The organism is Henriciella mobilis, from assembly GCF_003576285.1.
Taxonomy (GTDB): domain Bacteria; phylum Pseudomonadota; class Alphaproteobacteria; order Caulobacterales; family Hyphomonadaceae; genus Henriciella; species Henriciella mobilis.
This window is the reverse complement of sequence record NZ_QWFX01000013.1, coordinates 559,426-585,461: the sequence shown is the minus strand read 5'-3', so window position 1 is coordinate 585,461 and position 26,036 is coordinate 559,426. Positions and strand designations below refer to the sequence as shown.

The following is a 26,036-nucleotide window of genomic DNA, read 5'->3' as shown; positions in this document are numbered from 1 at the left end:
CAGATCGCTCTGCCGCCCCATCCTGTCGAATTGCGGGTCGCCTTAGCGCGCCAGCGTGAATTCCACGCCGACAACACGGCCCTTTTTGAGCGGGCTGAACGTGCCGCCGCCCGGCAGGGCCTGGAAGGGCGACTGAACGCCGTTGGAGAGCGGCCCCGGGAAGGGCAGCTGGGTGTCGTTGCCGACCTGCACTTCGTCGAGCAGGTTGTCGCCGAAGAGCGAAACGGCAAAGCCTTCATATGGGGTCTCCCAGGTGAAGTCTGCCGCGAGCTGTGTCGTGCCCTGCACCCAGCCGAAATTGCTGTCGGTATAAGCGATGCGGTCACGATACTGCATGTTCAGCGTCGAGACGAGCGAACCCATGTCACCGAGATCGGTGTCGTGGATGAAGCCGAAGCCATAGGTCACCTGCGGCACACGCGGCAGTTCCAGGGCTTCGTCGCGCTGGTCGACCACGGTATCGCCGCTGATGTCGAAACGAACATCGTCATACTCGGCATCGATCAGGCCGGCATTGAAGGTGAAGAGCAGGCTGTCGGTCGCTGCCCAGCGGCCATCGACTTCGACACCCGTGATCGTCGCATCTGCCGTGTTGAGGATGTTCTGCACGACGCCGGACGGACCGGCCGTGTTCACCTCACGCTGCATGTCGGAGATCTTGGTCAGGAAGGCTGCACCGTTGAACTGGACGCGGCCATCCTCGCTGCTCGACTTGAAGCCGACTTCATAAGCGTCGACTTCCTCTTCGTCGAAGCCGAAGTCACCGGTTTGCGGAACGATCTGTCCGAGGAAGACGCCAACGTCCGTGATCCGGAAGTTGTAGCCGCCCGAGCGGAAGCCCTTGGTATAGGTACCATAGGTCTGGAAATTGTCGGCCCAGAAGTATTGCAGGCCAAGTTTCGGCGTCCAGTTCGACCAATCGTCGCCATCGGAGAAGCCGTTCGGCTCGGTGGCGCCCAGCGCGCCGAGGAGCGCATTGTTGCCATCGACCGGGCAGGTGCCGTCAACGACCGAGCATTCGAAGCGCGGACGGATATAGGTCACGTCTGCGTCCTTTTCCTCTGACGAATAGCGCAGGCCGACTGTCGCGATCAGGTCCGTCGTGATCGAGTAGTCGACGTTGGCAAAGACGCCATACACGGTGTGGTCCTGGCTGCCGCCGCCGTAGAACTGCCACGGAATGGAGGCCGGCAGGGCTGCCGGGCGCGTGGTCGGCAGGTTACGGATTTCCGTATAGTCGACTGTCTGGTTGAAGTAGTAGACACCCGTCGTCAGGTCGGTCTTGCCGAACGTGCCAGCATAGCGCAGCTCGTTGGAGATCTGTTCCTGTGCGAGTTCGGAACCGGAGTGGAACAGGGTGAACGGCGTCGCGTCGATATCGCCCGACGTGTCGGACGTGAACTTGCGGTAGCCGAGGATGTTGGTGATCTGACCGTTGCCGAAATCGACATCATAGTCGGTGCGCAGCGAGCTGAGGATGGTTTCCGACTCGCCGAAGCCCGGATTGTTGATCGAGAAGTCGAAGCTGTCGCGATCGAAGTATGAGCGGTTCTGGCCGGTCGGGCCATCGACGCGGCTGTCGCCATACTCGGCCTTGAGCAGGAAGGTGAGCCGCTCGGATGGGAAGTACTCCAGCGCGCCCTTGTAGATGGCGGTCTGGGCTTCGCCGTGATTGTCGCCGTCATACAGGTTCTTGAAGTAGCCGGCGTCGGAATTGTAGTAGGCGCCGATCTTGCCGTTCAGGACGCCTTCGACCAGCGGGCCGGAAACGGTTGCCTGGATGGTGGAGTTCAGGCCGCCGCGATCGTCGTCGATCGGACCGTCAAAGGTCGCGCGGGCCTTGTAGGTGAAGTCGTCGGTCGGGTTGGCGGTGTTGACGACCAGTGCGCCGCCCGTCGTGTTGCGGCCGAAGAGAAGACCTTGCGGGCCACGCAGGACTTCAACGCTCTCCAGGTCGAACAGGTCGACAACCACGCCGTTGTTCACGCCGAGATAGACGCCGTCGATAAAGACGCCAACAGCCGGGTCGATGGACGGAATGGATGAGTTCACGCCGAGGCCGCGAATGGCGAAGTTTGCCGTGCCGCGCGCCGTGCCGACATCGTCGAGCGAGACGTTTGGCGAGGTGAAGCTGAGGTCTTCGATCGTCGTCACGTTCAGGGCGTCGAGCGTGTCGGCATTGAATGCGGTGACCGCGATCGGAACGTCCTGGACGTCTTCAACGTCCTTCTTCTTGGTTGCCGAAACAGTGACTTTCTGAAGAACGCGGTCGACGGCCGTTTCACGGTCGCTGTCGCTCTCCTGTGCGATGGCGGGCAGGGCGCTGAAAGCGGTCGCCAGAGCTACGCCGGACAGGAGGATGGATTTGCGCTGCATTGAGGTCTCCCTAATGGTTTTATGTTGTTTTTCGGACCGGTCGTTGACGGGTCCGTTTCCGAGTGAATCACCGAAGCGATTCCGCTCCGCAGCCATATGTTTCGTTTATACGGATATGCAATGGAGACATGCGGTCACATGCTGCTGCGCCGCTCACAGTGATGCAATGATGCATCACATTAACGTCTATCCATCTGTTTATGACGATATGCGAGCGAAGGCTCGAAGCCGGCTGGGCAGCGCGGCGAACCCATCGATACGATTGTGAAAATGAAGGTCAGACGGTCGGGAAATCCGGCTTTCTCTTCTGGATGAAGGAGAGATAACCTTCCCTGAAGTCAGGTCCAGTGGCGGCCTGTACAAATCGCTCGCGACCTTCTGTCTCATCGAGCCCCTCCGGCGAGCCGAGCGCGGCGATGATCTCTTTCATTTCCCGCACCGAGTACTGGGAGACCGCAGCGACCCTGGCAGCCTTTTCCTTCGCCGTCTGCAGCGCCGTCCCGGGCGCGCAAAGCTCAGCCACCAGTCCGATCCGCAGCGCCCGCCCGGCATCGAAAATCGCGCCGGTGAAGAGGATGTCCCTGGCCTGTGCCGGGCCGACGGCTGCGAGCAGTCGCCGTGTGTCGCCGGGCGGGTAGACAAGGCCGAGTTTTGCCGGCGTCACGCCGAACCGGGCGTCTTCTGCTGCAATCTGGATATCGCAGGCCAGGGCCAGCGAGACGCCGCCGCCCACGCAGGCGCCCTCGATGGCCGCAATGACGGGCTTTCGGCATGTGGCCAATCTGTCCAGCGCATCCGAAATTGTGTCCCGGCTCTTTGCGGCCGACTCCCGGTCGGCATAGATCGTTTCGAATTCGGAGATATCGGCCCCGGCGGCAAAGTGACCGGTTTCGCCGCCGTGCAGGATGATGACACGGGCCTCCGGCGAGGCTTCTGCCTCGGCGATGAGGCCGGGCAGTGCGGCCCACATCTCGATATTGAAGGCATTCCGCCGGGCTGGCGCATCGATGATGATCTCAGCGACCGGCGCGGCAATTTCCAGCCGAAGCTGTCCCGGCATCTATTCGCCCAGTTCGTTGGAGTGAACGACGCCATCGGCCATCACGAAGTCGACATCCTCAAGCTCACGGACATCGTCCAGCGGATTGCCGCCGACGGCGATGATGTCAGCTTCCTTGCCGACTTCGATGGCGCCGATGATATCGGCCATGCCGAACAGGTCGGCATTGTTGATCGTCGCCGCCTGGATCGCCTGAAGCGGGGTCATGCCCCACTCGACCATATAGGCGAACTGGCGCCCGTTCAGGCCATGCTGGTAGACGCCGGCATCCGTGCCGAACGCCATCTTCGCACCAGCCTCGACGGCGCGCTTGAAGCTCTCGCGCTGCGCACGGCCGACTTCGCGCTCCTTGTCGAGCGACTCCGGCAAGATACCGGCTTCCTCGCCCTCCGACAGGATGAAGTCGGATACGTAGACGTCCATGGACAGGTATGTGCCCTGCTTCCTGGCGAGCGCGATGCTCTCATCGTCGATCAGGCTGGCATGCTCGACCGAATCGACGCCCGCCTCGATGGCCGTGCGGATGCCCTTGGTGCCATGCGCGTGGACCGCCACCTTCATGCCGAGGGCATGCGCTTCGTCGACAATGGCGGCCATCTCCTCGGCGGTGAATTGCTGCGCGCCGATCTTCGTGCCCTTGGAAAGGACGCCGCCCGTGCCGCAATACTTGATGACCTCGGCGCCATACTTGAAGTTCTCGCGCACCTTCTGGCGCACCGCCCATGGACCGTCGGCCACGCCTTCCGAGGTTGCATCATATTCCTTCGGCAGCAGGTTCATGTCGCAATGGCCGCCCGTGATGCCAAGCGCCACCCCGGCGGGGATGACACGCGGGCCCGGAATTTCACCATCCATGATCGCATCGCGCAGGGCGACGTCGGAATACCCGGCCGCCCCGACATTTCGCACCGTGGTGAACCCGGCCTTCAGCGTCGTCTCGGCATTGGCCACACCAGAAATCGTCGCGCGCGGCAGCGATATGGCGAGGCTGCGATAGCCGTGATCGTCATGCCGGCTGGTCAGGTGGACATGGCTGTCGGACAGTCCGGGCAGGACGTAGGCGCCCTTCATGTCGATCACCGTCTCCGTGCCGTCGAGGCCGAGCGAATCCTCACCGCCAAGGGCGACGATCCGGCCATCCTCGACCAGGATGGAATTGCCGGTCATCACATTGCCGGTCCTGACATCGATGATGTTCCCGCCTGACAGCACCGTCTTCTCTGCGTGTGCACCCATGGCGAAACTCAGCGCGGCGACGGACAGGGCAGTGAGGCGAAGGGACATGGCGAAACTCCGGTCGGATCAAAAGGATTGGTGCGCAACGTGTCGCCAGATTCAGGGTCTGGCAAGGCACGTTGCGCGACGGACATGCGGTCAGCCGAGAATGCCCGGCCTGCGGTCAATCCAGGGCTGGGCCGCTTCCAGCTCATAGGCGAGTGCGAGCAGAAGCCCGTCATCCCCGCGCTGCCCCGAGAAGAGGGAGCCGACCGGCAGGCCGCTCTCGGTCCACTGGACCGGGACGCTCATCGAGGCGGCACCGGCCACGTTGAGCGGGGCGGTGAAGGCAGCGAAGTCGGTAACAGACTTGCGGACCTCGTCATACGGTCCAGTCGGTGACTGCACGCCGATCTTCGGCGGCAGCGTCGAGACAGTCGGGGTCAGGATGACGTCGAAATCCTCGAACCATGAATGATAGAGCGGCTCGAACGCGGCCAGGTAGGCGACCGCATCCTCGAATTTGTCGGCCTTCCGGGCAAATTCCTGTACAAGGCCGAGCGTCCAGGGCTCGACGATGTCTTCCGAAGGCGGCTTGCCGAAATAGGCGGCGGCATCCTGCGCGAACTCGTAGGCGCCGGCCGCCCAGAGCAGCAGGAAGTTGTCGGTGAACTCCTTCCCGTCGATCGGCATGGACCAGTCGATGACCTCATGGCCAAGGCCGCGGCAGAGCTCCGCCGTGCGTTCGATGGCCGTCCGCGTTTCGGCGTCAAGCGCGGCGCCATTGATCGGCTCAGGCGCGAACGCGATGCGCAGCCGGCGCGTGGACGGGCCCATGACGCGCCCGACTTTGGGCAGGCCGCTATCGGGGTTTTCCTCGGCGGCGAAGATGGCGGCGCTGTCGCGCACCGTGAGCGTCACGGCGTGATTCACGCTGAGATCGATGCCTTCCTCGGTTCGCGATTCGATGATCGCGCCGCGTGATGGCTTCAGGCCGAACAGGCCGCAGCAGGCCGCCGGGATACGGATCGAGCCACCACCGTCGCTGGCATGCGCGAAGGGCACGACGCGTGCCGCTGTCAGGGCAGCCGCCCCGCCGGAAGAGCCGCCCGGAATGCGATCGAGGTCCCACGGATTGCGCGTCGGGCCGGTGACCAGCGGCTCGGTCGACGAGATCAGGCCCATTTCGGGCGTTGTCGACTTGCCGAGGACGACCACGCCCATCTCCCGCCAGTTGGCCGGGAAGATGTCGTCGGTGTCCGGCATGTAGCCCTCAAAGGCGCGGCTGCCATAATAGGTCGGCGCGCCTTTCCAGTTTGCGAGGTCCTTGATGAAGGTTGGCACGCCGCCCAATGCGCCTTCGGGACTCGCTGCAGCCTGCGCGCGGGCCTGGTCATAAATCGCGCTTGCAATGGCGTTGATCTGCGGGTTGACCGTCTCGGCGCGGGCGATGGCCGCATTGGTGAACTCCAGGGAGGTTATGTCCCCGTTCGCGATCAACTCGGCCATGCGCACGCCGTCAAGATCGCCCGAAGGCAGGCTGGTGGCGCTGAGCGCGCGGGCAGGGGCGCAGGCCGAAGCAAAAGGCAGCAACGCCGCTGTTGCAGCCGAACCGCGCAGAAAGTGGCGGCGGGTCAGGTTTGTCATGGTTCTAGTTCCTCCCGGGTCATTTTATTGCTGTGACGCTGCACCCGCCTTGTCCGTAAGGCAAGCGCAAGCTAGCCATTGATTTCAAACGCAACCACTTGCGCGCCGGAGCCCCCCTTTATGCTGTCGATCCTGGATCTCTTTCGCATCGGCCTTGGCCCATCCAGTTCTCATACGGTGGGACCGATGCGGATTGCGCGGCGCTTTCTGCAGGACGCGGCGCGGGCCGGAAAGCTCGCGGGTGCCGGGTCTGTCAGGGTCGAGCTGCAGGGGTCGCTGGCGCTGACCGGTGTCGGCCATGGCACCGACAAGGCGGTCATATTGGGGCTGATCGGTCTCAAGCCGGAAACGGCCGATCCGGAAGCCGCCGAGACCCTGTTCCGGCAGACGGCGCGGGAAAAGCGGATCAAGCTGGCCGAGGGGCCCGAAATCGCCTTCGACCCGGTGCGCGATATCGTCTTCCAGACCGATACGGTTCCCGATCTGCATCCCAATGGCATGGTCCTGCACCTGACGCCTGAAGGCGGAGAAGACCCGTTTTCACGGACGTATTTCTCCACCGGCGGCGGATTTATCGCGTCTCGCAAGCAGCTGGAAAAACCGGCGAGGGATGATGTCGTGGCCAGCGCCCGCGGCGCGCCGCATCCTTTCGGCTCGGCCAGTGAGATGGTTTCGATCTGCCGGGCAAAAGGCTGGCGGGTAGATGAGCTTGTCCTTCACAATGAGGATGCCCGGCGCGCACGAGACAAGACGGTCCAGCGCCTCGACAGCATCGTTGATACGATGATGGCCTGCATCGACCGCGGGCTGAACCAGACCGGCGTCCTGCCGGGCGGTCTTGATGTCTCCCGCCGGGCGCCGGGCCTCTACCGCAAGCTCCGCGATAATCCCGGCTCGAATGAGCGCGAGCAGCTGTTCGACTGGCTGAATGTTTTCGCCATGGCCGTGAATGAGGAGAACGCTGCGGGCGGGCGGGTCGTGACCGCACCAACCAATGGGGCTGCCGGTATCCTGCCATCGGTTATCCGTCACTACTGTCATGATGATGGCAGGCTGGACCGGACCAAGGCGCGCCGGTTTCTCACCACCGCTGGCGGGATCGGCCTGCTCTACAAGCAGCGCGCCTCGATTTCCGGCGCGGAGATGGGCTGTCAGGGCGAGGTCGGCGTCGCCTGCTCCATGGCAGCGGGCGGACTGGCCGCGGTCTGGGGCGCGGATGCCGAAGCGGTCTGCGTCGCAGCCGAGATCGGGATGGAGCACAATCTCGGCCTGACCTGCGATCCGGTTGGCGGCCTCGTCCAGATCCCCTGTATCGAACGCAACGCGTTCGGCGCGGTTAGGGCCGCCAATGCGGCGCGTCTGGCCCTGCACGGGACCGGCCAGCACAAGGTCAGCCTCGACCAGGTCATCGAGACGATGCGCCAGACCGGCATCGACATGTCGTCGAAGTACAAGGAGACCAGCAAGGGCGGCCTGGCGGTCAATGTGATTGCCTGTTGAAACCACCAGCTTGACCCGCGGTCACGCTTGGAGGCGGTTTTGCACCATGTCATTCTGCACGTATGGATGGATTTCAGACCAAGACACCGGCCAGAGCAGGGCTGGATTACCCGGTTGGCGACGTACCGGCGCCCGGCGAGACGCTGGAGATCCTGCCCGGGCTGCACTGGGTTCGGATGCCGCTGCCGTTTTCCCTGAAATGGATCAATCTCTGGCTCATTGATGACGGCGAAGCCGGCTGGACGATCGTCGATACGGGCATGCCGCTCGACGATACCAAGAAGGCCTGGCGGAAAATTTTCGAGGAAAAGCTTGATGGCCGTCCCGTCTGGCGGATCATCGTTACGCACATGCATCCCGACCATGTCGGCAATGCCGGCTGGCTGAGCCGGAAATTCCCGGGCGCCGAGCTGTGGATGTCGCAGCTGGAATACATTACCTGCCGGATGCTGGTCGCCGATACGGGACGCGAAGCGCCGCAGGCCGGGATCGACTTCTACCGCGCCGCCGGCTGGAATGAAGACCAGATCAAGACCTATTGCGGCCGCTTCGGCGGGTTCGGGCGCGGCGTCAGCCAGATGCCGGACGCCTATCGCAGGCTCGTGGACGGGGAGACGATCCGCCTCGGCGGGCATGACTGGCAGGTGATTGTGGGGCGGGGCCATTCGCCCGAGCATGCCTGCCTGTTCAATGCCGAACAAAATGTGATGATTTCAGGCGACCAGCTGCTGCCGCGCATTTCGTCCAATGTCTCGGTCCACCCGACCGAACCGCTGGCTAATCCGCTCAAGGACTGGCTGGACAGCTGTCGGAAGCTTCGTGGGCACCTGCCGGAGGATGCGCTCATCCTTCCCGCGCACAATGAGCCCTTCCGCGGCGCCCACAAGCGCCTCGATGATCTGATCCGCGGGCATGAGGTCGGGCTTCGCCGCCTGAAGCAGCGTCTTGGCCAGGCGCCCCGGCGCGTGATTGACGTATTCCCGTCCATCTTCGGCCGGGCGATCGGTGACGATGTCCTGTCCATGGCGACGGGAGAGGCCATCGCGCACCTGCGCTGCCTCATCGGGCGCGGCGAAGCGACGGTCAGCCGCGATGGCGACGGGGTGGACTGGTACACCGCAGCCTGAGCCGTTCCCTGCGACAGAAATTGTGGGTCGCCATGGTTTCGCCATGACGCTAGTCTTCCTTCTGCACGAAGGGAGACGACCATGAACGAACGCGGGCCGACAAGCTTCCTGTTTGTTATCGGCATTGGCCTGATTGTGGCGGGCGCTGCGATTTACGGCATCCTGACTGTGCTCGGCGTGAGCTTTGCCGTCGGCCAGGCCTCGGCTGAAACCGGCATGCCGCTCTATATGATGTTCGCCCTGCCAGGGCTGGTCTTCCTCGGCCTGCTCCTGCTCTTCATCAAGGTCGTCGCCGACCGGCTGGGCAGCAAGGAAGACGACCACTATTCGAAAAATGTCGACAAGTAGGAGACCACGCCCATGATCGTGACCATGGCTGACAGCGTTCCCGGCCGGGAGGTTGCGGACGTCCTCGGGATCGTGCGCGGAAATGTCGTTCGCACGCGCTTTTTCGGTCGCGACATCATGGCCGGGCTGCGTAACCTGGTCGGCGGGGAAGTGCCCGAATACACCAAGCTGATGGCAGAAGCGCGCGAACAGGCCCTTGACCGGATGCGAGACGACGCCCAAAGGCTTGGGGCCGACGCCATCGTCACGATGCGCATAACGACATCAATGATCATGGGCGGTTCTGCCGAGCTGCTCGCCTATGGAACAGCCGTCAGACTCAAATGAGCACCTCCTCCCAGACCCCGGATGCGCCTGAACAGAAACGGTCGCTGAAAGACAAGCTGCTGCATGAAGCGCGCGAATGGGCCGTTACGCTCGCGATCTTCATCCCCGCCTTCTACATCTTTTCCTTCCTGATCTACGAGCAGCGGGTGATCCCGTCCGAGAGCATGGTGCCGAACCTGCAGGTCGGTGACCGGGTGGCGGTCAACAAGTTTGCCTATGGTTACAGCCGCTACAGCCTGCCCTGGGGCGCCTGGCGTCTGCTGCCCGAAGGCGATGGGCGCGTTTTCGGCGGCAAGCCAGAGCGCGGTGATGTCGCCGTGTTCATGCACCCGCATACCGACCGCGTGATGATCAAGCGCATCATTGGCCTGCCTGGCGACCAGGTGCAGATGATCGACGAGCAACTCTATCTCAACGGCAAGCCGATCGAGCGCGACTTCGTGCGCCGCATCCGCTATGTCCCGCACACGCAGAGCTATGCCGAGACGGCGCGGGAATACCGCGAGACCATCAATGGCCAGTCCTGGCTGACGCATCAGTGGCAGCAGGGCGACAACCAGATGCGCTCGCTCGACACGACACCGGTCTTCGAAGTACCCGAGGGGCACTACCTCTTCATCGGTGACAATCGCGACAATTCCGAGGATGGCCGCTCGACGACCGGTCACTGCCCGCCGAATGAACAGGGCGTGATAGACCGGGCCGGCTGCGAACCGCCCCGCGGCATCTCGCCGGAGGAGGCGTCTGTCGGATTTGTCCCGGCTGAAAACCTGATCGGGCGCGCCGACACGGTGCTCTTCTCAACCTATTCATGTGCAAAGGCACAAGCCGAGCCGTGCATGAAAAAGCGTCTCTGGCGCGGCCTATAGTTAAGTTTCTCCTAACAGGCGAATCTGGCGTGGCGCTTGCAGATCTGCGCCTTGAACACGATGGGGTGATCAGGGATGGGACAGATGAAGTTCAGGCTGCTTCGACCAGCGCAGGTAAGTGAAGACCTCTGGGTCTCGTTTGCCGAACTCCGCAATGCGCGCGCAATCTATGACGACCCCTTCTTCGATCCCATTTATGCGCGGCTTGTCGGCGGCCTGCGCGACGACACGCGGATCGCTGTGGCTGAAGAGGGCGGCGAGCCGGTCGGCTTCTGGGCGCTGCATCGCCGGCCGGGTGCCTGGGCCCGTCCTATCGGTGGCCCATTCTCGGACTGGCACGGCCCGGTCCTGTCTGCCTCGACGGACCTGACGCCCGCGGCCTTCCTGCGCGGGGTTGGCCTGCTTGGCATGTCGGCATTCGGATGGATGCCGCAGGATGCTGAAAGTGAGACGCATCTTACGATCTCGGGCGCCAACATCACCCATGTCGGGGACGACTGGGACGCCTATCTCGAAGAGCAGGCGCGACGCTGGCCGAAACATTTCAAGAAGATGCGGCGTCTCGAGCGCAATATCGAGCGGGATTTCTCCAACATGGAATTCCGGTTCGACGACACGAGCGATGAGACCTTTGAGCGCCTCATCCTGCTGAAGCAGGAGCAGTTCCGGCGCACCGGCCGCCATGATGTGCTGTCGCCTGACTGGGTGCGCGTCCTTCTGGAACAGCTGCGGGTCACGCAGGGCCCGCGTTTCCGAATGCGCCTTGTAAGCCTCCACTTCGATGGACAGCATGCCGCCAGCGAGCTGGTCCTGCAGTCCGACAAGGTTGTCCACGGCTGGATTACAGGGTTTGAGCCGGAATTCAGCCGGCATTCGCCAGGCAACGTGCTGGTGCAAAACATGCTGGAGAGGATGAGCAAGGACGGTCCGGCCATCTATGACGCCGGTCCCGGCATGGATCATTACAAGCGCCATTATGCGAACTACCAGCTGCCCATCGGATCGGGTGTGATCCGTGCACGGGAGCTGGCGATCCGGCCCGACCGGCTGCTCGGCCAGGCCTGGCGCAGTGGCGAAACCTACATTCCCGGCGGTGTGGCCAAGGTCATGACCCAGGCGCGCCGCCGGCTCGACCAGATATGTCTGGCGGAAACGGACACGATGGGGCGTATCCTCGGGCTTCGCGACGCCTTCTCCCGCACAAGAGCAGCCACGGAGCTTGCCGACTCCTACCAAGCCGACTAATCGCTGAACCTGTTGATGGTTGGCGTCCGGACAGGCATGGTCGGCTCGTCGGACGGGGTATGAGGCTTGATCAGGAATGGCTGCCAGCAAGACTGACAGACAGAAAAGTTCCCGCGGGCCGATTATCGTGTCCCGTCACGGACGCCCGGCGCTGGACCGCGCAGCCGGGCCGCGCCTGGACTGGCGGGAGTATCGTGACTGGTGGGATCAGTATGAGGCCGGCAGCCTGGCTCCTGGCCAGCTTGTGCCCGACAATCTGCGAGAGGCGGTGGCCGATGCTGACATCATCCTCAGCTCGACAGCGCCGCGTGCCATAGAAACGGCGCGCATGGCCAGCGACCGGGAGCCTGAAACCGATGAGGTTTTCTGCGAGGCGCCGCTACCGCCGCCCCGCTTCAAGAATCGCAAATACCTGCCGAAAACCTGGAATGTGATCGCCCGGACGGCCTGGCTTTACGGGCATAGCCTTGATGGGGAAAGCAACCGGCAGGCGCGCGAGCGGGCCAGGGAAGCGGCCAGCCGCCTGCATGAGGCGGCCGCTGACGGAAAGGTCTACCTGGCCGCGCATGGCTGGTTCAACCGGATGTTGCGTCCGGCGATGGCCCGGCTTGGCTGGGTTTGTGTGCGCGACGGCGGTGACAAGTACTGGAGTTACCGGATTTACGAATATCGCGGCAAATCTTGAATAGCCGCCATTGTGCAGCGCCCAACACCTGCTTAGGGTGCGCGCAATCTCTTAGTCCCGGGGAGCGAACGAATGGCCGAAAAGCCAGCACAGGCAATCGAGAAAATGAGTTTCGAAGAAGCCCTCAAGGAACTTGAGGAAATCGTCCGAAAACTCGAATCCGGGAATGTCGAACTCGAGAAATCCATCGAGATCTATGAGCGGGGCGCCAAGCTGAAGGCGCACTGTGAGTCGCGTTTGAAATCAGCCGAACTGAAGATTGAGCAGATCGTGCAGGGCAGCGATGGCAAGCCCGGCACCGAGCCCGCCAGTTTCGACTGAGGATGCCCGCATGGAATTCGAACAGCGCCTGACCGAAATCGCCGACAAGGTCACCGTGGCGCTCGATCAGCTCATTCCGCCCGCCCAGGGGCCGGAAGCGAACCTGATGAGAGCCATGCGGCATGCAGCGCTCGCCAATGGCAAGCGGATGCGGCCTTTCTACGTCATCGAGACCGGTGCGCTATTTGATGCCGATGAGACCGCGCTCTTGCGCGCAGCGGCGGCTCTGGAATGCGTGCACACCTATTCCCTCGTTCATGACGACCTGCCGTGCATGGACGATGACGACCTGCGGCGCGGCCAGCCAACCGTCCACAAGGCTTTCGACGAGGCGACAGCCGTGCTGGCGGGGGACGCGTTGCTGACGCTGGCCTTCAAGATCCTGTCGGGCGAGGACACGCACGGCGATCCCATGGTCCGCCTGCGGCTGATCGAGCGGCTCGCAGACGCGGCTGGCGCAAAGGGCATGGTCGGCGGCCAGATGATCGACATGCTTGAAGAGGAGAGCCCGCGCGATCTCAACACGATTACACGGATGCAGCGCCTGAAGACGGGCGCGCTCATCTCCTATTCGGTCGAGGCTGCCGCAATTATCGGCGGAGCGAGCGAAAATTCCCGCCACGCGCTCGCCGGATTTGCCCAGGACCTCGGACTGGCCTACCAGATTGCCGATGACCTGCTCGATGCTGAAGGTGATCAGGACGTTGTCGGAAAGACGCTGCGCCGGGATGAAAGCGCCGGAAAGGCCAATTTTGTTACAGTCCTGGGCATTGAAGGCGCGCGCGAACGCGTGCGTCTCCTTGCCGCGCAAGCCAAGCAGCACCTCGCAATTTTCCGCGATAAGGCCAATATCCTGCTGCAATCAGTTGATTATGTTCTCGACAGGACGCGATAGACTCCGAATTTAATGAAAAGAGCCCGTCTCGAAGGACGAATACATGACGCTCCCCTCAAAGACCCGTCTTCTGGATACCGTATCCTTGCCCGCCGATCTGAAAGGCCGCTCCCGTGAGGAGCTGAAACAGATCGCTGACGAGCTGCGCGCGGAGGTGATCGATGCGGTCTCTGTCACGGGCGGCCACCTTGGTGCCGGGCTGGGCGTCGTCGAGCTGACGCTGGCGATCCATACCGTCTTTGATACGCCCGATGACAAGCTGATCTTTGATGTCGGCCACCAGTGCTACCCGCACAAGATCCTGACCGGCCGCAAGGACCAGATCCGCACGCTGCGCCAGGGCGGTGGGCTGTCCGGTTTCACCAAGCGGGCCGAGAGCGAGTTTGACCCGTTCGGTGCCGCGCACGCCTCGACCTCGATTTCCGCCGGCCTCGGCTTTGCCAAGGCGCGCGACCTGACGGGCAAGGACAACAAGGTGGTCTGCGTGATCGGCGACGGCGCCATGTCGGCCGGCATGGCCTATGAGGCGATGAACAATGCCGGCTCCGACATGAGCCGCATGCTGGTCATCTTGAATGACAATGACATGTCCATCGCTCCGCCCGTCGGCGCGATGAGCCACTATCTTTCCAAGCTCGTATCCTCGCGTTCCTATCGCGGGCTCCGCAAGTTCGCCAAGAGCGTCGTCAAGCCGATCGGCCTCGCCAATCCGGCGCGCAAGGCCGAGGAATACCTGCGCGGCTTCGCCATGGGCGGCACGATGTTCGAGGAGCTGGGCTTCTACTATGTCGGCCCGATTGACGGGCATGACCTGGATGTCCTTCTGCCGGTGCTGGAAAACTGCAAGGCGATGGAATCCGGCCCGGTCCTGCTGCATGTCGTGACGCAGAAGGGCAAGGGCTACGCGCCGGCCGAGAATTCCGCCGACAAGTATCACGGCGTCGCCAAGTTCAACGTTGTCACTGGCGAGCAGCAGAAATCGAAGTCCGGCCCGCCAAGCTACACCAAGGTGTTCGCGCAGAGCCTCGTTGCGGAAGCGCGCAAGGATGACCGGATCGTCGGCATAACGGCGGCCATGCCGGGCGGAACGGGCATGGACCTGTTCGAGAAGGAATTCCCCGACCGCATGTTCGATGTCGGCATCGCCGAGCAGCATGCCGTGACCTTCGCCGCCGGTCTTGCCGCAGACGGCATGAAGCCCTTCGCGGCGATCTATTCGACCTTCCTGCAGCGTGGCTATGACCAGGTTGTCCATGACGTTGCCATCCAGAAACTGCCAGTCCGCTTCGCGATTGACCGCGCCGGGCTGGTCGGCGCTGACGGCCCGACCCATGCCGGCAGCTTTGACATCGGTTATCTCGGCGCGTTGCCGGACATGGTCTGCATGGCGGCTGCGGATGAGGCTGAGCTGGTTCACATGGTCCGCACGGCTGTCGAGATCGATGACCGGCCGAGCGCGTTCCGCTATCCGCGCGGCAATGGCACCGGGATTGACCTGCCGGAGGTCGGCCAGGCGCTCGAGATCGGCAAGGGCCGTATCCTGCGCGAAGGCACCAGCATTGCCATCCTGTCCTATGGTACGCGTCTCGCCGAGGCGATGAAGGCGGCCGACATGCTGGCTGCGCAGGGCCTGTCCTGCACGGTCGCCGATGCCCGCTTTGCCAAGCCGCTGGACGAGGACCTGGTCAACCGTCTGGCCAAGGAACACGAAGTCCTGATCACCATCGAAGAGGGCGCCCGTGGCGGCTTTGGCGCGTTCGTGCTGCAGCACCTTTCCGATGTTGGCGCCTTCGACACAGGCCTCAAGATCCGGACCATGTGCCTGCCCGACATCTTCCAGGACCAGGACAAGCCGGAGCTCATGTATGAGCAGGCCGGTCTCGACGCCCGCAGCATTGCCGCGCGCGCAATCGAGGCGCTCGGTCGCGGCAACATGCAGGCGATCGACCAGCTCGCCCGCGCCTGACGCCAGCACCTGCGGGCGATGGTCTGCCCGCCGGATCGGCAAAATTTGTCATAAAAGCTTTTCGCCTCTGAGGTGAATTCGTCAGGATTTTGTGGTGACCTCGCCGGGAGCGGGTGTTAACACCTGAGTGATCTGGCGTTCATGGGGTGGGCGATGAAGACGTATTTGCTGGCGGCAGCCTGCGCTGTCATTCTTGGAACTGGCATGGCCGGTCCGGGGCCGTTTGCGGCAGTTGCCCAGTCGCCACAGACGCTGTCGGAAGCGGCCTATGAGGCGCTGCTCGCCGAGGCCAAGGCCCACGAGAACCCAGTTGCTTATGATGCGGCCCTCACATCTATCCTGAACCGTAGTGACCTCAGCGACTACCAGCGCGGCAAGACGCTGTTCGAGCGGGCGACGCGGCGCTGGAAGGACGGCATGGACAAGCTCGGCGCCCTGGACGACTTCGAAGCCATCCTCGCCATCGATGCCAACCATCCTTTTGCCAACAATGCGAAGATCGAGAAGGGTTGGGCGGAAGACGAGATCATCTGGATCGAGCAGCAGCATGAGGACCTGCAGACCATCGCAGAATGGTTTGACGGCGTCTTTTCCCTGGGCCGCCATGACGAGGCGGTCGCCCGTTACCGAAAGTCCGGGATCAGTCCGACGCCGCTACAGGTCCAGACCATGATGGCCTTCGGCTATATCTGCGAGGACCGCCCCGATGCGCCGAAGCTGCATCAGTTCGGGCCCGAGCGGCCCGATCTCGCCAATCTGCACTGGTGCGGGCCGGCAGCCGCCATGCCCGGGCCGGACAAGGCCCCGCGCCTGCTGACCGCTTCAGCGCCGGCCACCGGGTCACCCGCGCCGGGCGACGGCAAGAATGCCGCCGCGCGCAAGGATGAGGCCCAACCCGCAATTGCCGTTGCAGGGCCATAATGTTGCCTTGCCCCGCCGGTTAGAACCAAGGCTCCAACGAGTTTTATCGGGATCGAACTGGAGCACATCATGAAACGCCTGAGCGCGCTACTTTGCGGGGTCGCCATCGCGGCCTGTACCACCGCCCCTGACACCGAGCCGGCAACCGTCAGCGAACCGCCAGCCGAAACGTCGATTGAGCAGACCAAGTACAGCCTCGCCATCGGCACGGTGAATTCGCTCGTCGAGGCGGGCAATGAGCAGATCGCAATCGACCGCCTGACCCAGCTCCTGGGCGATCCGGGCCTCAGCGAAGAGCAATTTGCGGAAGTCCTCTTCAAGCGGGCAGAGCTGCGCTATGGCGGCGGCAGCGACCTGGAAGGCGCCATCGCTGACCTCAAGGAAATCAAGACCGGTTACGCCAACAGTGCGGTCGCCGCCGACGCAGCATCGCTGCTCGAGACGGCCGAGGCCGAATATTCGACGCTGACCGACATGCTCGCCTCCGGCGAAGTTTCGCCGATGGAGCGTTTCGAGATCCTGTTCCGTCTTGGCCGCCACCAGGAAGCAGCAGACCTTATGCTGGCTGGCGCCCTGGAGCCGGAGAACGAATATCTCGTCGACATGTACCAGATCGGCTATCTCTGCGACGGTGACGAACTCGCAGGGCCGGTCTTCAGCATGACAGAACCGGACGGCACGGCGCGTAACGTCCAGTTCTGCGAGCTTGGAAAATAGAAAGCCTGCCATCGCGGTGCGATGGCATGCCGATTGCTGCCCCTCCTGGATCTTTGTCCAGGAGGGGCATTTCATGAAGGACGTCCTCACAATCTTCTTCGCAGCGCTGGCCTGCCTCGGTGTCCTGCTGCTCTGGCCGCCAGCGGGTGATACTGTTGCGGGCGAAACCATCGCAGCACCCGCGAAGACCGTGTCGGCGCGCTAGGGCGTCCGGCACGAACTGTTTATGTTGCGGGGCTTTGCGCGCGGCCGTGCCACACTTCCCTTCGTCTGTTTCTCGTGATTGATTGCAGAATAAACGATCAATCTGGAGGAAGACAGAATGGCAGCGGATTCAGGATCGGCCTGGCCGGCACTTTCGATTGAGGATGCCAACCGGAAGCTCGCCGAACCGGGCACGCCGCTCGCGGTCAGCGAAGGGGTCATCGACGGCATATCGATGAAGTATTATCCCGAGGCGCCGCCGACCATTCGTTTCCTGGCCGAGGCGTCGGCGCTGCATGGCGACCGCGATTTCCTCGTCTACGAGCATGAGCGCGCATCCTTCCTGGCCCACCTGAAGGCCGTGTCGCATCTTGCGCATGCCCTGAAGGACCAGTTCGGGATCGCCAAGGGTGACCGCGTCGCGATCATCATGCGCAACTATCCGCAATGGTCGGTCGCCTTTTTTGCGGCCCTCTCCGTCGGCGCCATCGCCACGCCGATGAATTCCTGGTGGACCGGGGAAGAGCTGGAATACGGCCTGCAGAATTCCGGCGCCAAGCTCGCCATCGTCGACCCGCAGATCTATGAGCGCATTCGCGAGCATGTTGATCAGCTGCCGGAGCTGGACTCCATCATCATCGCCCGCGAAACCGAAGAAGAGCGCAATCATCCCGGCGTCTACAATCTCGAGGACATCATCGGCGAGACGAATGATTGGGCGGGGCTTGAGCCGCGCAGCCTGCCGGATGTCGAGATCGCGCCGGACGACGACGCCACGCTGATGTACACTTCCGGGACGACCGGCAAGCCGAAAGGCGCGCTGGCGACGCATCGTGCTGTGATCTCGAACTTCCTGAACTCGATGACCTGCCAGGCGCGGATGTATCTGCGCCGCGGCGAGGCGCTGCCCGAACCGGACCCGGATGTGCAGCGCGCCACGCTACTCTCGATCCCGTTTTTTCACGCGACCGGGGCGTTCGCCATCCTGATCCCGACCCTGCTTCGCGGTGACAAGATCATCTGCATGTACAAGTGGGACGCGGACAAGGCGCTGCCGATCATCGAAAAGGAAAAGGTCACCACCATTGGCGGCGTGCCGGCGATCGCCTGGCAGGTGCTCGAACACCCTGACCGGGACAAATACGACCTCTCCTCCATTGAAGTCGTGTCCTATGGTGGCGCGCCGTCGGCGCCTGAACTCGTCTCGACCATCAAGAAGCGCTTTCCTGAAGCAGCACCCGGTAATGGCTGGGGCATGACGGAAACCTGCGCGACGGTCACCCTCAACATCGGTGAGGACTATGTTCACCGGCCGGACAGCGCCGGGGCGCCGCCTCTCGCCGTTGACCTCAAGATTGTCGGCCCGGATGGCAAGACGTTGCCGCCCGGCGAAGTCGGTGAGCTGTGGTGCAAGAGCCCGTCAAACTGCAAGTCCTACTGGAACCGGCCCGATGCCACCGCGGAGACCTTCCGCGATGGCTGGGTCGTGACCGGTGACCTCGCGCGCCTGGATGAGGAGGGCTTCCTCTACCTGGTGGACCGGGCCAAGGACATGCTGATCCGCGGCGGCGAGAACATCTACTCCATCGAGGTGGAAAGCGCGCTCTACGACCATCCAGCCGTCATGGATGCGGCGGTGGTCGGCATCCCGCACAAGGTACTGGGCGAGGAAGTTGGCGCGATCGTGCAGCTGAAGCCGGGCAAGACGGTGAGCGAGGACGAGCTGCGCGCGCATGTCGCCAGCCAGCTCGCGGCCTTCAAGGTGCCGGTCGAGATCAAGTTCCAGAGCGAGCCACTGCCGCGCAACGCCAATGGCAAGATCCTGAAACCCGAGCTTCGCAACCGGTTCAAGCCGCGCGATTGACGGGAGGCTCCGATGAGCAAGGACCGCGACGATATCGGCAGCGCCGGCAAGTCGGTCGCGCTGGAGCAGCGTGACACCGGCGAGGACGGGCGGCGCTATTCGCCCTCGGTCGCGCGAAACCGCGAGCCGATTGCGGAAGTCTTCGCGCGCGTGATGCCGCTGGATGGCAGGGTGCTGGAAATCGCGTCCGGCACGGGTGAGCATGGTGCCTGGATGACGGAGCGGTTCGATGCGCTGCGCTGGACCTATTCAGACCTCGACGAGATGAGCCGAGACAGCCAGCGCGCCTGGGTGCAGCTGGCACCGTCCGGCGAGCGTCTGACCGGGCCGTACACGATTGATGCGTCCGCAGATGATTGGGGTAAGGCCGAGGCGCTGGCGCCGCTCGACGGGATGTTCTGCGCGAACATGATCCATATTGCGCCCATTGAGGCGGCAGCGGGCCTGTTGCGTGGGGCTGGCCGGCTGCTTCGGCCCGGCGGAAAACTGTTCCTCTACGGACCGTTCGCGCGCAATGGCGCGATCGCCGGGTCGAACGCCCGCTTCAGTGAGAACCTGAAGCGCCGGGACCCGGCCTGGGGCGTTCGTGATCTCGACCGGGAGCTGATGCCGCTCGCCGTTGCTGCCGGGCTCGAGCTGGAAACGGTTGTCGACATGCCGTCTAACAACTCCAGCGTGATCTTCCGTCGCGCCTGACGTCTACAGCCAGCGCATCTTCCGGAAGAGAAAGATCAGCCCCGTCGACAGGGTCAGCATGCCGATGCAGAGCAGGGTGAAGGCCAGTGGGCTGTTGACGCCCGGCATCCCGCCGACATTCACGCCGAACAGGCCGGTGACGAAGCCCAGCGGCAGGAAGACAGCCGAGATGATCGACAGCACGAATAGGCGCTGGTTCATCCGTTCGGCGCGCTGTTCGATGATCTGTTCCTGCAGCACCGTCGAGCGGTCGCGGATCGTGTCGAGTTCCTCTCCGATCCGGGTGACCCGGTCTGCAACCTCACGAAGCTGCATGATCTGGGCGCGCGTAAACAGGCCTTCGCCCTCGCGGATCATCTGTGCCAGCGCGTCACGCTGCGGGATGATGTAGCGGCGGAGCGTCAGGACCTTCCGCCGGAAACTGGATAGCGCGCTTCGCGGCAGCTTGTCATCCGACGTCAGGAGCGTTTCCTCGAAATCGTCGGCCTTTTCGTCGAGTTCCGCGATAACGGGTTCGATCCGCTCTGTCAGGCCATTGGCGAGAAACGTGATGATGGCGCCGGTGTTTTCCGTGACACTGCCTGCCATGATCCGTTCACTGAGGTCCTGTGCGGCCTTTATGTGAAACGCGCGTAGCGAAACAACGACATCGGACGTCATCCAGATGCGGATCGCGATCATGTCTTCCGGGTCGGAGCCCTCATTGAGGTTCACGCCGCGCAGATTGATCAGCAGGCCGCCATCATGAGCAAGGCAGCGTGGCCGTGTATCCTCCTGCAGCAGTGCCTGGTCGATGACCTGGTCGATGCCGCTGTCTCGCGTCAGCCAGGTCTGCACGGCCGGCGATAGCCGGTTGAGATGCAGCCAGCGGCGAACGCCCGGACGCGCGGCCGGCCCGCTGGCGACGTCTTCCCAGGAAAGGCGGCGCGCGTGACCGGATTCGTCGAATTCATAGCCGAAGATAAGCGTGCTTTCGCTGCTGGTATTCATGAGGTTTGTTGCATTTCGAGGAACACACCGAAGGCCTCGATCCAGTCGATCACGTCTTCGCCGACGCCTTCCCGGCGCAGGAAGCCTGTGAAGGCCGGCACGAACTCCTGCGGACGCCCGCATTGCGCGATGGCGTCATTCAGTTCCGGCATCACGATCTCGTTGAAGTCGCGCACCAGGTCGTGGGAGTCGGCAGCAAGGCTGGCGATCCGGATGGCGGTGAGCACGGACGGATTCTCGATCCTGCCCGACACCTCGCGCAGATCGCGAACCGTGCCGCGATGCGCGTCGGCAAACTTGTCGAGGACCCGGTCGGTCTTCCACTCGACCCATTCAGGCGTGCACGGCTCCGGTTGGGTGACGCAGGCTGCCGCCATCGAGCACATGGCAAGCACAAGGGCAATCGGTCGCATCGCAGGCGCGCGCATATGGAATCCTTCCGGTTTCGCGGCCAGCTTAACCGGGCAGGCGGGTCAGGCGAAGCGGAAAGTGTTGACCTCGTCTGCGGTCTCTACCGTGACAGCAGCGCCGACAGGCGAGCTGTCCTCGCGCAACCGCTCCAGGGCGTCCGGCGTGGCCTTCGCGATAAAACGCTTGCCGTCCCCCGTGCGCGCGAAGATGACGCCATGCTCGGCGCCCTTGCGGCCGTGAACCACGGTGAAGGTCTCGATCGTGCCCGTGGTTGGCGCGCTTTCGAGCTCCACCTTTTCTGTCGCCTTCACGGATGCGGCGGTCGGCTTGTACGCATCAGGCCGGGCCGTCGACCAGACGCCGGCGGCCTCCTTGGTCATCCAGCCGCCATTGGCAAGGACAAGGCCGAAGCTGCCGGGGTCGGCACGCAGCGCGTCCGCCATGCTGGCGAGGCCGTGCATGGAGTAATTGTTGCCCGGGCCGCCGAAGAAGGGCAGGCCACCCGTCAGCGTCAGCGGACGTTTATCGGTAAACGGATTGATATCGAGGACTTGTGCCGATGAAAAGACCGCACAAGGAAAGCAGGAGTACAGATCAAAGTACTTCATGGTGCCGGAGTCCTTGCCGGCCTGGTCCAGCGCCTTGCCGATGGCCTGTTCCATGGCCCAGGACCCGTCGAGCATGGGGCGCTCGGAAATGAAGCTGTCGCTCGCCTCCCCGCCGCCATGCAGGTAGACGCGCTTCTCCTTCGACACGCCGAGGGCATCGGCCTTGTCTTCCGACATGACCAGGATGGCGGCGCCCTGGTTCACGGCATCCTGTGCGATATGCCATTTGAGATAAGGGTCGGCGAATTCGTAATTCTCCGGCGACGGCGTCTTCAGGAAGTCGACGCTGCGCTCGACGGGGAATTGGGAGTAGGGGTTTTGCGCGGCCCGGGCCGTGAAAGGCTGGAACAGTTTCGCCATGGCTTCGCGCTGGCCTGACCGCGAGCGGCCCTCCCGGGCGGCGATGGCGTTCTCGAACATGGCGTAGAAGAAGGCCGGTGCGATGAGGCCGTGCTTGATTTCCGGCCGGCTCAGCATCTGGCCGCCAAGGCCGCGATCCTCATAGGCCAGGTCACTATCATCGGCCCAGTCGATCTCGACGCCGTTCTTGCGAGCGCCCTTCGAGGCGCGATTGGCTTCGGAGCCAGCAACGAGGGCGACGTCGAACTCCCCGGCATGGATGCGGTTTGCCATCTCGTTGGCAAGCGCCTGGGGGCTCTGCCCGCCGACATCGGAATAGATCAGCTTGGATGGCGAAGCGCCGAGGTCTCGGGCCAGCGTGCCGGGAAGGTTGGTATTGTGGCCGTGCGGGTGCGGGGCGCTGGGCACCGAATCCTCGAAGATCCGGACAAAGGTCAGCGCGTCGATCTCTCCGGCGTCGACGCCAGCATCCTTCAGGGCCGCCTTCGAGGCATCGCGAGCGAGGCTGAGCGGGGAAGGGGCGCCATCCGCGCCGGACTTGCCGTCCCACTGGCTCATCGATTGTCCCACGCCCACCAGGACGGGCATCGCGCCTTTGGCCATATCGTCTTACTCCCTGTCTGTTGTCAGGGTCTGTGATAGGGGCGGCAGGGCAGTGTTCAATCCATGACGCTGCGGGAATGGCTGCTAAGGCAGATGCTACTCAGGCCTTCTTCACGAACTCGGTCTTCAGGCCCATCTGCCCGATGCCGTCAATCTTGCAGTCGATGTCGTGGTCGCCCTCGACAAGGCGGATATTCTTGACGCGCGTGCCGACCTTCACGACCGATGAGGAGCCCTTGATCTTGAGGTCCTTGATCACGGTGACCGTGTCGCCATCCTGCAGCGTGTTGCCATTGGCATCGCGCCAGACTTTTGCGGACTCGGCATCGGCGGCGGGCGACCATTCATGGGCGCATTCCGGGCAGATGAGCAGCGCGCCGTCTTCATAGACGAAGGCGGACGCGCATTTCGGGCAGGGCGGCAGCGTGCTCAATTGACGATCTTCGCGGCGGTCTTCTCGTAGATCTCGTCACGGGTGACGCCAGGCGCGATTTCCTTGATCTCGAGGCCGCCTTCGACGACGTCGAAGACGCCGAGGTCGGTGATGATCCGGTTGACGACGCCCTTTCCGGTCAGCGGCAGGGTGCATTCCTTGATCAGCTTCGGCTCGCCCGATTTCGACGTGTGGTCGGTGATCACCACGATGCGTTTGACGCCGGCGACGAGGTCCATCGCCCCGCCCATACCCTTGACCAGCTTGCCGGGGATCATCCAGTTGGCGAGATCGCCATTTTCCGCGACTTCCATCGCGCCGAGGATCGCCATGTTGATCTTGCCGCCGCGGATCATCGCGAAGCTCATCGAGCTGTCGAAGAAGGCCGTGTGCGGAAGTTCCGTGATCGTCTGCTTGCCGGCATTGATGAGGTCGGCGTCTTCCTCGCCTTCATAGGGAAAGGGCCCCATGCCCAGCATGCCGTTTTCCGACTGCAGCGTCACCGAGACGCCATCCGGGATGTAGTTCGCCACCAGCGTCGGAATGCCGATGCCGAGATTGACATACATCCCGTCTTCCAGCTCCTGCGCGGCGCGCTTGGCCATGTCGTCACGTGTCCAGGGCATTATTCGTCTCCTGTGGAATTGTTCGTCCCAGCTGGTTTGGCAGCGTCGCGGGTGGGGATAGAGCGGTGCAAGGCGGCGCGATTGCGCTCCTGCTCGAGTTTCAGTGCCAGTGCCCGTCCGACCGATTCGTCCGGGACGCGGTAAATATCCTGAACGACACAAAGCTCACCGCGAACCCGCAACCAGTCGCGGCGGCAAATGTCCTCAATGTGCGGTGTCACGCCTCTTTGCGCTTTTCGACAGGTGTCGGAAAACTCGACGAGGTAGCCATTGTCGCGCCCTGTCCGCTTTGCGTAGATGTAGCGACCGTCGAAAACGTCTTCGACAAGCGCGGTGGTAAAGGTCGTCTTTGGCGTCTGCAACATGCAGGAGCGTTCAAGCCTCATCGCGGCTGGGTCCGCAAGAGCCATCGCTGCCGCGTAAGCTTCAGCGTCGTGACCCGAGGCTATTCCGGTCGAGTTCTGGCACGCACAAACCAGGAGTGCCGAAAGCCCGGAGAGCAGATGCTTTATCATGTATATCCAAACCTCTGATTTCAGACCGGTAGGCTGGTTGGGACGGCATCAGCCCTCTTCGCGCTTCCGGGTCGTGCGCTGCTCGATACGCTTCTCGAACTCGCCCTGTACCAGCCGGTGCACGAAGACGCCGGGCAGGTGGATATGGTTCGGGTCCAGTTCACCCGGCTCGACGATCTCCTCGACTTCCATGACGCAGACCTTGCCGCACATGGCGGCGGGCTCATTGAAGTTGCGGGCCGTCTTGCGGAAGATGGCATTGCCTGTCGTGTCCGCCTTCCAGGCCTTCACGATGGCGAGGTCGGCGAAGATGCCCTCTTCGAGGATGTAGTGTTCGCCGTTGAAGACCTTCACTTCCTTGCCTTCGCCGATCTGCGTGCCATAGCCGGTCTTGGTGTAGAAGCCGGCAATGCCGGCCCCGCCGGCGCGCATCCTTTCGGCCAGCGTGCCCTGCGGATTGAATTCCAGCTCCAGTTCCCCGCCGAGATACTGGCGCATGAACTCCTTGTTCTCGCCGACATAGGACGAGCCCATCTTCTTCACCTGCTTGCTTTCCAGCAGCACGCCAAGGCCGAAGCCGTCGACGCCGGCATTGTTGGAGTAGATGGTCAGATCCTTCGTGCCAGCCGCGCGGATAGCAGCGATGGAAAGCTCGGGGATACCGCAGAGACCAAAGCCTCCGGCGGCGATTGTCATGCCGTCGAAAAGCACGCCATCAAGCGCGTCTGCGGCTGTCTTGTAGATCTTGCTCATGGCCGCGATCCTTACGCATGGTCAGTTGCGGATGCAACCCTCAACGCTTGTTGAAATTCGAGAACCCTATTCCCGCATGAACTCGACTTCGATGATCAGCTCGACCTCATCAGACACGGGCCCGACAAACTTGCTGATGCCGAAGTCCGAGCGGTTGATCGTGGCGGTCGCGGAAAAGCCGGTGACATAGGCGCCGCGCAGCGTGTCATTCGCTCCGCCGTTAAAGGTCACTTCCAGCGAGACCGGATGGGTCTGCCCATGCAGGGTTAGATCGCCGGTCACCCGGCCGGTCGCCTCGCCCGTCACCTCGATGCCGGTCGAGCGAAAGATGGCTTGCGGGTAGGCCTCGGCGTCAAACCAGCCGGGCCCCATCAAGGTTGCGGCGAAATCCTTGTCCGGCAGGTTGAGGCTGGTCATGTCGACAATGGCTTCCAGGCGCGTGCTCTCTGGATTTTCAGCGTCGAAGTCGAGGCTGGCATCGAAGTCGTCGAAACGGCCGACAAAGTCGGAAAAGCCCATATGGCCGATCTTGAAGACCAGCGCAGCATGCGCGGTGTCGAGTTCATAGGCGCCCGGGCGCAGGGCCTCTGGCGTCGCCTCGACATCAGGCGTGAGCAGCGCGGCGCAGCCGGCCAGGCTGAGCGCCAGGGCGGCGAAGGCTGATTTTAACAGGTGACTGGGCATGGCGGGCTCCCTTGCTGACAGGTCCAATCTAGCCCGGCCGGCCCCGATTTCACGCATGAAAAAAGGGCGG

General features: G+C 63.0%; 27 protein-coding genes. 15 read left to right on the top strand and 12 right to left on the bottom strand.

The window, feature by feature from the left end:
* Nucleotides 1-42 precede the first annotated feature (42 nt).
* From D1223_RS13295 to D1223_RS13280, 4 genes are all read right to left on the bottom strand, one after another.
* Nucleotides 43-2,376, bottom strand: coding sequence for a TonB-dependent receptor (locus D1223_RS13295; protein WP_119376899.1), 2,334 nt, complete (start codon nucleotides 2,374-2,376; stop codon nucleotides 43-45).
* A gap of 277 nt (nucleotides 2,377-2,653) precedes the next feature.
* Nucleotides 2,654-3,436 carry an enoyl-CoA hydratase/isomerase family protein gene (locus D1223_RS13290; RefSeq protein ID WP_119376898.1) on the bottom strand — a complete coding sequence of 261 codons (783 nt, stop codon included), beginning with the start codon at nucleotides 3,434-3,436 and terminating at the stop codon, nucleotides 2,654-2,656.
* Entirely contained in the window at nucleotides 3,437-4,720 is a 1,284-nt protein-coding gene (locus D1223_RS13285) for a Xaa-Pro dipeptidase (RefSeq protein WP_119376897.1), read from the bottom strand.
* A gap of 90 nt (nucleotides 4,721-4,810) precedes the next feature.
* Nucleotides 4,811-6,298, bottom strand: a complete 1,488-nt coding sequence (locus D1223_RS13280) for an amidase (RefSeq protein ID WP_119376896.1) — start codon at nucleotides 6,296-6,298, stop codon at nucleotides 4,811-4,813.
* A 120-nt stretch (nucleotides 6,299-6,418) separates the two neighbouring features.
* Between D1223_RS13280 and D1223_RS13275 the strand changes: the two genes are divergently transcribed.
* From D1223_RS13275 to D1223_RS13210, 15 genes are all read left to right on the top strand, one after another.
* Complete coding sequence (locus tag D1223_RS13275) at nucleotides 6,419-7,798, top strand: L-serine ammonia-lyase (protein ID WP_119376895.1); 1,380 nt, start codon at nucleotides 6,419-6,421, stop codon at nucleotides 7,796-7,798.
* Between the two features lie 62 nt (nucleotides 7,799-7,860).
* Entirely contained in the window at nucleotides 7,861-8,925 is a 1,065-nt protein-coding gene (locus D1223_RS13270) for an MBL fold metallo-hydrolase (RefSeq protein ID WP_119376894.1), read from the top strand.
* An 81-nt stretch (nucleotides 8,926-9,006) separates the two neighbouring features.
* Nucleotides 9,007-9,273, top strand: a complete 267-nt coding sequence (locus tag D1223_RS13265) for a hypothetical protein (RefSeq protein ID WP_119376893.1) — start codon at nucleotides 9,007-9,009, stop codon at nucleotides 9,271-9,273.
* Nucleotides 9,274-9,285: 12 nt separating this feature from the next.
* A complete protein-coding gene (locus tag D1223_RS13260) occupies nucleotides 9,286-9,600 on the top strand; it encodes a YbjQ family protein (RefSeq protein WP_119376892.1) in 315 nt (104 codons plus the stop codon).
* Nucleotides 9,597-10,469: a signal peptidase I gene (gene lepB, locus D1223_RS13255; RefSeq protein ID WP_119376891.1), complete on the top strand. Its 873-nt coding sequence runs from the start codon at nucleotides 9,597-9,599 to the stop codon at nucleotides 10,467-10,469. The genes D1223_RS13260 and lepB overlap by 4 nt, the downstream gene beginning before the upstream one ends.
* Before the next feature lie 84 nt (nucleotides 10,470-10,553).
* Nucleotides 10,554-11,714: a GNAT family N-acetyltransferase gene (locus tag D1223_RS13250; RefSeq protein WP_158588485.1), complete on the top strand. Its 1,161-nt coding sequence runs from the start codon at nucleotides 10,554-10,556 to the stop codon at nucleotides 11,712-11,714.
* 127 nt (nucleotides 11,715-11,841) lie between these two features.
* Nucleotides 11,842-12,399 (top strand): histidine phosphatase family protein, encoded by a 558-nt coding sequence (locus D1223_RS13245; protein ID WP_233353161.1) that lies wholly within the window; start codon nucleotides 11,842-11,844, stop codon nucleotides 12,397-12,399.
* Nucleotides 12,400-12,471: 72 nt separating this feature from the next.
* The gene (locus D1223_RS13240; RefSeq protein WP_119376888.1) at nucleotides 12,472-12,720 is read left to right on the top strand and encodes an exodeoxyribonuclease VII small subunit; all 249 of its coding nucleotides are present in this window, start codon (nucleotides 12,472-12,474) and stop codon (nucleotides 12,718-12,720) included.
* Nucleotides 12,721-12,730: 10 nt separating this feature from the next.
* The gene (locus D1223_RS13235) at nucleotides 12,731-13,615 is read left to right on the top strand and encodes a polyprenyl synthetase family protein (protein WP_119376887.1); all 885 of its coding nucleotides are present in this window, start codon (nucleotides 12,731-12,733) and stop codon (nucleotides 13,613-13,615) included.
* A 43-nt stretch (nucleotides 13,616-13,658) separates the two neighbouring features.
* Complete coding sequence (gene dxs, locus D1223_RS13230; RefSeq protein WP_119376886.1) at nucleotides 13,659-15,581, top strand: 1-deoxy-D-xylulose-5-phosphate synthase; 1,923 nt, start codon at nucleotides 13,659-13,661, stop codon at nucleotides 15,579-15,581.
* A 153-nt stretch (nucleotides 15,582-15,734) separates the two neighbouring features.
* Nucleotides 15,735-16,502 carry a hypothetical protein gene (locus D1223_RS13225; protein ID WP_147372817.1) on the top strand — a complete coding sequence of 256 codons (768 nt, stop codon included), beginning with the start codon at nucleotides 15,735-15,737 and terminating at the stop codon, nucleotides 16,500-16,502.
* Nucleotides 16,503-16,571: 69 nt separating this feature from the next.
* Nucleotides 16,572-17,219 carry a hypothetical protein gene (locus D1223_RS13220; RefSeq protein ID WP_119376884.1) on the top strand — a complete coding sequence of 216 codons (648 nt, stop codon included), beginning with the start codon at nucleotides 16,572-16,574 and terminating at the stop codon, nucleotides 17,217-17,219.
* A gap of 73 nt (nucleotides 17,220-17,292) precedes the next feature.
* Nucleotides 17,293-17,424, top strand: coding sequence for a hypothetical protein (locus tag D1223_RS19170; protein WP_267896316.1), 132 nt, complete (start codon nucleotides 17,293-17,295; stop codon nucleotides 17,422-17,424).
* 117 nt (nucleotides 17,425-17,541) lie between these two features.
* Nucleotides 17,542-19,287 carry a class I adenylate-forming enzyme family protein gene (locus D1223_RS13215; protein ID WP_119376883.1) on the top strand — a complete coding sequence of 582 codons (1,746 nt, stop codon included), beginning with the start codon at nucleotides 17,542-17,544 and terminating at the stop codon, nucleotides 19,285-19,287.
* 12 nt (nucleotides 19,288-19,299) lie between these two features.
* A complete protein-coding gene (locus D1223_RS13210; RefSeq protein WP_119376882.1) occupies nucleotides 19,300-19,983 on the top strand; it encodes a DUF938 domain-containing protein in 684 nt (227 codons plus the stop codon).
* 3 nt (nucleotides 19,984-19,986) lie between these two features.
* On the opposite strand, the gene D1223_RS13205 is transcribed toward D1223_RS13210, so the two are convergent.
* The 8 genes from D1223_RS13205 to D1223_RS13175 form a co-directional block, all read right to left on the bottom strand.
* On the bottom strand, nucleotides 19,987-20,973 hold the full coding sequence (locus tag D1223_RS13205) for a zinc transporter ZntB (RefSeq protein ID WP_158588484.1): 987 nt from the start codon (nucleotides 20,971-20,973) through the stop codon (nucleotides 19,987-19,989).
* Entirely contained in the window at nucleotides 20,970-21,401 is a 432-nt protein-coding gene (locus D1223_RS18855) for a hypothetical protein (protein ID WP_158588483.1), read from the bottom strand. Before D1223_RS18855 ends, D1223_RS13205 begins: the two co-directional genes overlap by 4 nt.
* 45 nt (nucleotides 21,402-21,446) lie before the next feature.
* On the bottom strand, nucleotides 21,447-22,955 hold the full coding sequence (locus D1223_RS13200) for an acetyl-CoA acetyltransferase (RefSeq protein ID WP_233353160.1): 1,509 nt from the start codon (nucleotides 22,953-22,955) through the stop codon (nucleotides 21,447-21,449).
* Nucleotides 22,956-23,055: 100 nt separating this feature from the next.
* Nucleotides 23,056-23,388 (bottom strand): zinc ribbon domain-containing protein YjdM, encoded by a 333-nt coding sequence (locus D1223_RS13195; protein WP_119376880.1) that lies wholly within the window; start codon nucleotides 23,386-23,388, stop codon nucleotides 23,056-23,058.
* Nucleotides 23,385-24,014, bottom strand: a complete 630-nt coding sequence (locus D1223_RS13190; protein WP_119376879.1) for a CoA transferase subunit B — start codon at nucleotides 24,012-24,014, stop codon at nucleotides 23,385-23,387. The genes D1223_RS13195 and D1223_RS13190 overlap by 4 nt, the downstream gene beginning before the upstream one ends.
* Nucleotides 24,014-24,379: a hypothetical protein gene (locus D1223_RS13185; protein ID WP_147372815.1), complete on the bottom strand. Its 366-nt coding sequence runs from the start codon at nucleotides 24,377-24,379 to the stop codon at nucleotides 24,014-24,016. The genes D1223_RS13190 and D1223_RS13185 overlap by 1 nt, the downstream gene beginning before the upstream one ends.
* A gap of 198 nt (nucleotides 24,380-24,577) precedes the next feature.
* Complete coding sequence (locus D1223_RS13180) at nucleotides 24,578-25,282, bottom strand: CoA transferase subunit A (RefSeq protein ID WP_119376877.1); 705 nt, start codon at nucleotides 25,280-25,282, stop codon at nucleotides 24,578-24,580.
* A 66-nt stretch (nucleotides 25,283-25,348) separates the two neighbouring features.
* On the bottom strand, nucleotides 25,349-25,966 hold the full coding sequence (locus D1223_RS13175) for a YceI family protein (RefSeq protein ID WP_158588482.1): 618 nt from the start codon (nucleotides 25,964-25,966) through the stop codon (nucleotides 25,349-25,351).
* Between the last annotated feature and the right edge of the window lie 70 nt (nucleotides 25,967-26,036).

What these genes read in the sequence shown, in the direction of transcription:
- D1223_RS13225 (WP_147372817.1), top strand. Translation starts at nt 15,735, where the DNA reads ATGAAGACGTATTTGCTGGCGGCAGCCTGCGCTGTCATTCTTGGAACT.
- D1223_RS19170 (WP_267896316.1), top strand. Translation starts at nt 17,293, where the DNA reads ATGAAGGACGTCCTCACAATCTTCTTCGCAGCGCTGGCCTGCCTCGGT.
- D1223_RS13240 (WP_119376888.1), top strand. Translation starts at nt 12,472, where the DNA reads ATGGCCGAAAAGCCAGCACAGGCAATCGAGAAAATGAGTTTCGAAGAA.
- D1223_RS13185 (WP_147372815.1), bottom strand. Translation starts at nt 24,379, where the DNA reads ATGTTGCAGACGCCAAAGACGACCTTTACCACCGCGCTTGTCGAAGAC.
- D1223_RS13235 (WP_119376887.1), top strand. Translation starts at nt 12,731, where the DNA reads ATGGAATTCGAACAGCGCCTGACCGAAATCGCCGACAAGGTCACCGTG.
- D1223_RS13220 (WP_119376884.1), top strand. Translation starts at nt 16,572, where the DNA reads ATGAAACGCCTGAGCGCGCTACTTTGCGGGGTCGCCATCGCGGCCTGT.
- lepB (WP_119376891.1), top strand. Translation starts at nt 9,597, where the DNA reads ATGAGCACCTCCTCCCAGACCCCGGATGCGCCTGAACAGAAACGGTCG.
- D1223_RS13275 (WP_119376895.1), top strand. Translation starts at nt 6,419, where the DNA reads ATGCTGTCGATCCTGGATCTCTTTCGCATCGGCCTTGGCCCATCCAGT.
- D1223_RS13285 (WP_119376897.1), bottom strand. Translation starts at nt 4,720, where the DNA reads ATGTCCCTTCGCCTCACTGCCCTGTCCGTCGCCGCGCTGAGTTTCGCC.
- D1223_RS13265 (WP_119376893.1), top strand. Translation starts at nt 9,007, where the DNA reads ATGAACGAACGCGGGCCGACAAGCTTCCTGTTTGTTATCGGCATTGGC.
- D1223_RS13270 (WP_119376894.1), top strand. Translation starts at nt 7,861, where the DNA reads ATGGATGGATTTCAGACCAAGACACCGGCCAGAGCAGGGCTGGATTAC.
- D1223_RS13250 (WP_158588485.1), top strand. Translation starts at nt 10,554, where the DNA reads ATGAAGTTCAGGCTGCTTCGACCAGCGCAGGTAAGTGAAGACCTCTGG.
- D1223_RS13190 (WP_119376879.1), bottom strand. Translation starts at nt 24,014, where the DNA reads ATGCCCTGGACACGTGACGACATGGCCAAGCGCGCCGCGCAGGAGCTG.
- D1223_RS18855 (WP_158588483.1), bottom strand. Translation starts at nt 21,401, where the DNA reads ATGCGCGCGCCTGCGATGCGACCGATTGCCCTTGTGCTTGCCATGTGC.
- D1223_RS13210 (WP_119376882.1), top strand. Translation starts at nt 19,300, where the DNA reads ATGAGCAAGGACCGCGACGATATCGGCAGCGCCGGCAAGTCGGTCGCG.
- D1223_RS13295 (WP_119376899.1), bottom strand. Translation starts at nt 2,376, where the DNA reads ATGCAGCGCAAATCCATCCTCCTGTCCGGCGTAGCTCTGGCGACCGCT.
- D1223_RS13260 (WP_119376892.1), top strand. Translation starts at nt 9,286, where the DNA reads ATGATCGTGACCATGGCTGACAGCGTTCCCGGCCGGGAGGTTGCGGAC.
- D1223_RS13215 (WP_119376883.1), top strand. Translation starts at nt 17,542, where the DNA reads ATGGCAGCGGATTCAGGATCGGCCTGGCCGGCACTTTCGATTGAGGAT.
- D1223_RS13205 (WP_158588484.1), bottom strand. Translation starts at nt 20,973, where the DNA reads ATGAATACCAGCAGCGAAAGCACGCTTATCTTCGGCTATGAATTCGAC.
- D1223_RS13280 (WP_119376896.1), bottom strand. Translation starts at nt 6,298, where the DNA reads ATGACAAACCTGACCCGCCGCCACTTTCTGCGCGGTTCGGCTGCAACA.
- D1223_RS13180 (WP_119376877.1), bottom strand. Translation starts at nt 25,282, where the DNA reads ATGAGCAAGATCTACAAGACAGCCGCAGACGCGCTTGATGGCGTGCTT.
- D1223_RS13200 (WP_233353160.1), bottom strand. Translation starts at nt 22,955, where the DNA reads ATGGCCAAAGGCGCGATGCCCGTCCTGGTGGGCGTGGGACAATCGATG.
- dxs (WP_119376886.1), top strand. Translation starts at nt 13,659, where the DNA reads ATGACGCTCCCCTCAAAGACCCGTCTTCTGGATACCGTATCCTTGCCC.
- D1223_RS13175 (WP_158588482.1), bottom strand. Translation starts at nt 25,966, where the DNA reads ATGCCCAGTCACCTGTTAAAATCAGCCTTCGCCGCCCTGGCGCTCAGC.
- D1223_RS13290 (WP_119376898.1), bottom strand. Translation starts at nt 3,436, where the DNA reads ATGCCGGGACAGCTTCGGCTGGAAATTGCCGCGCCGGTCGCTGAGATC.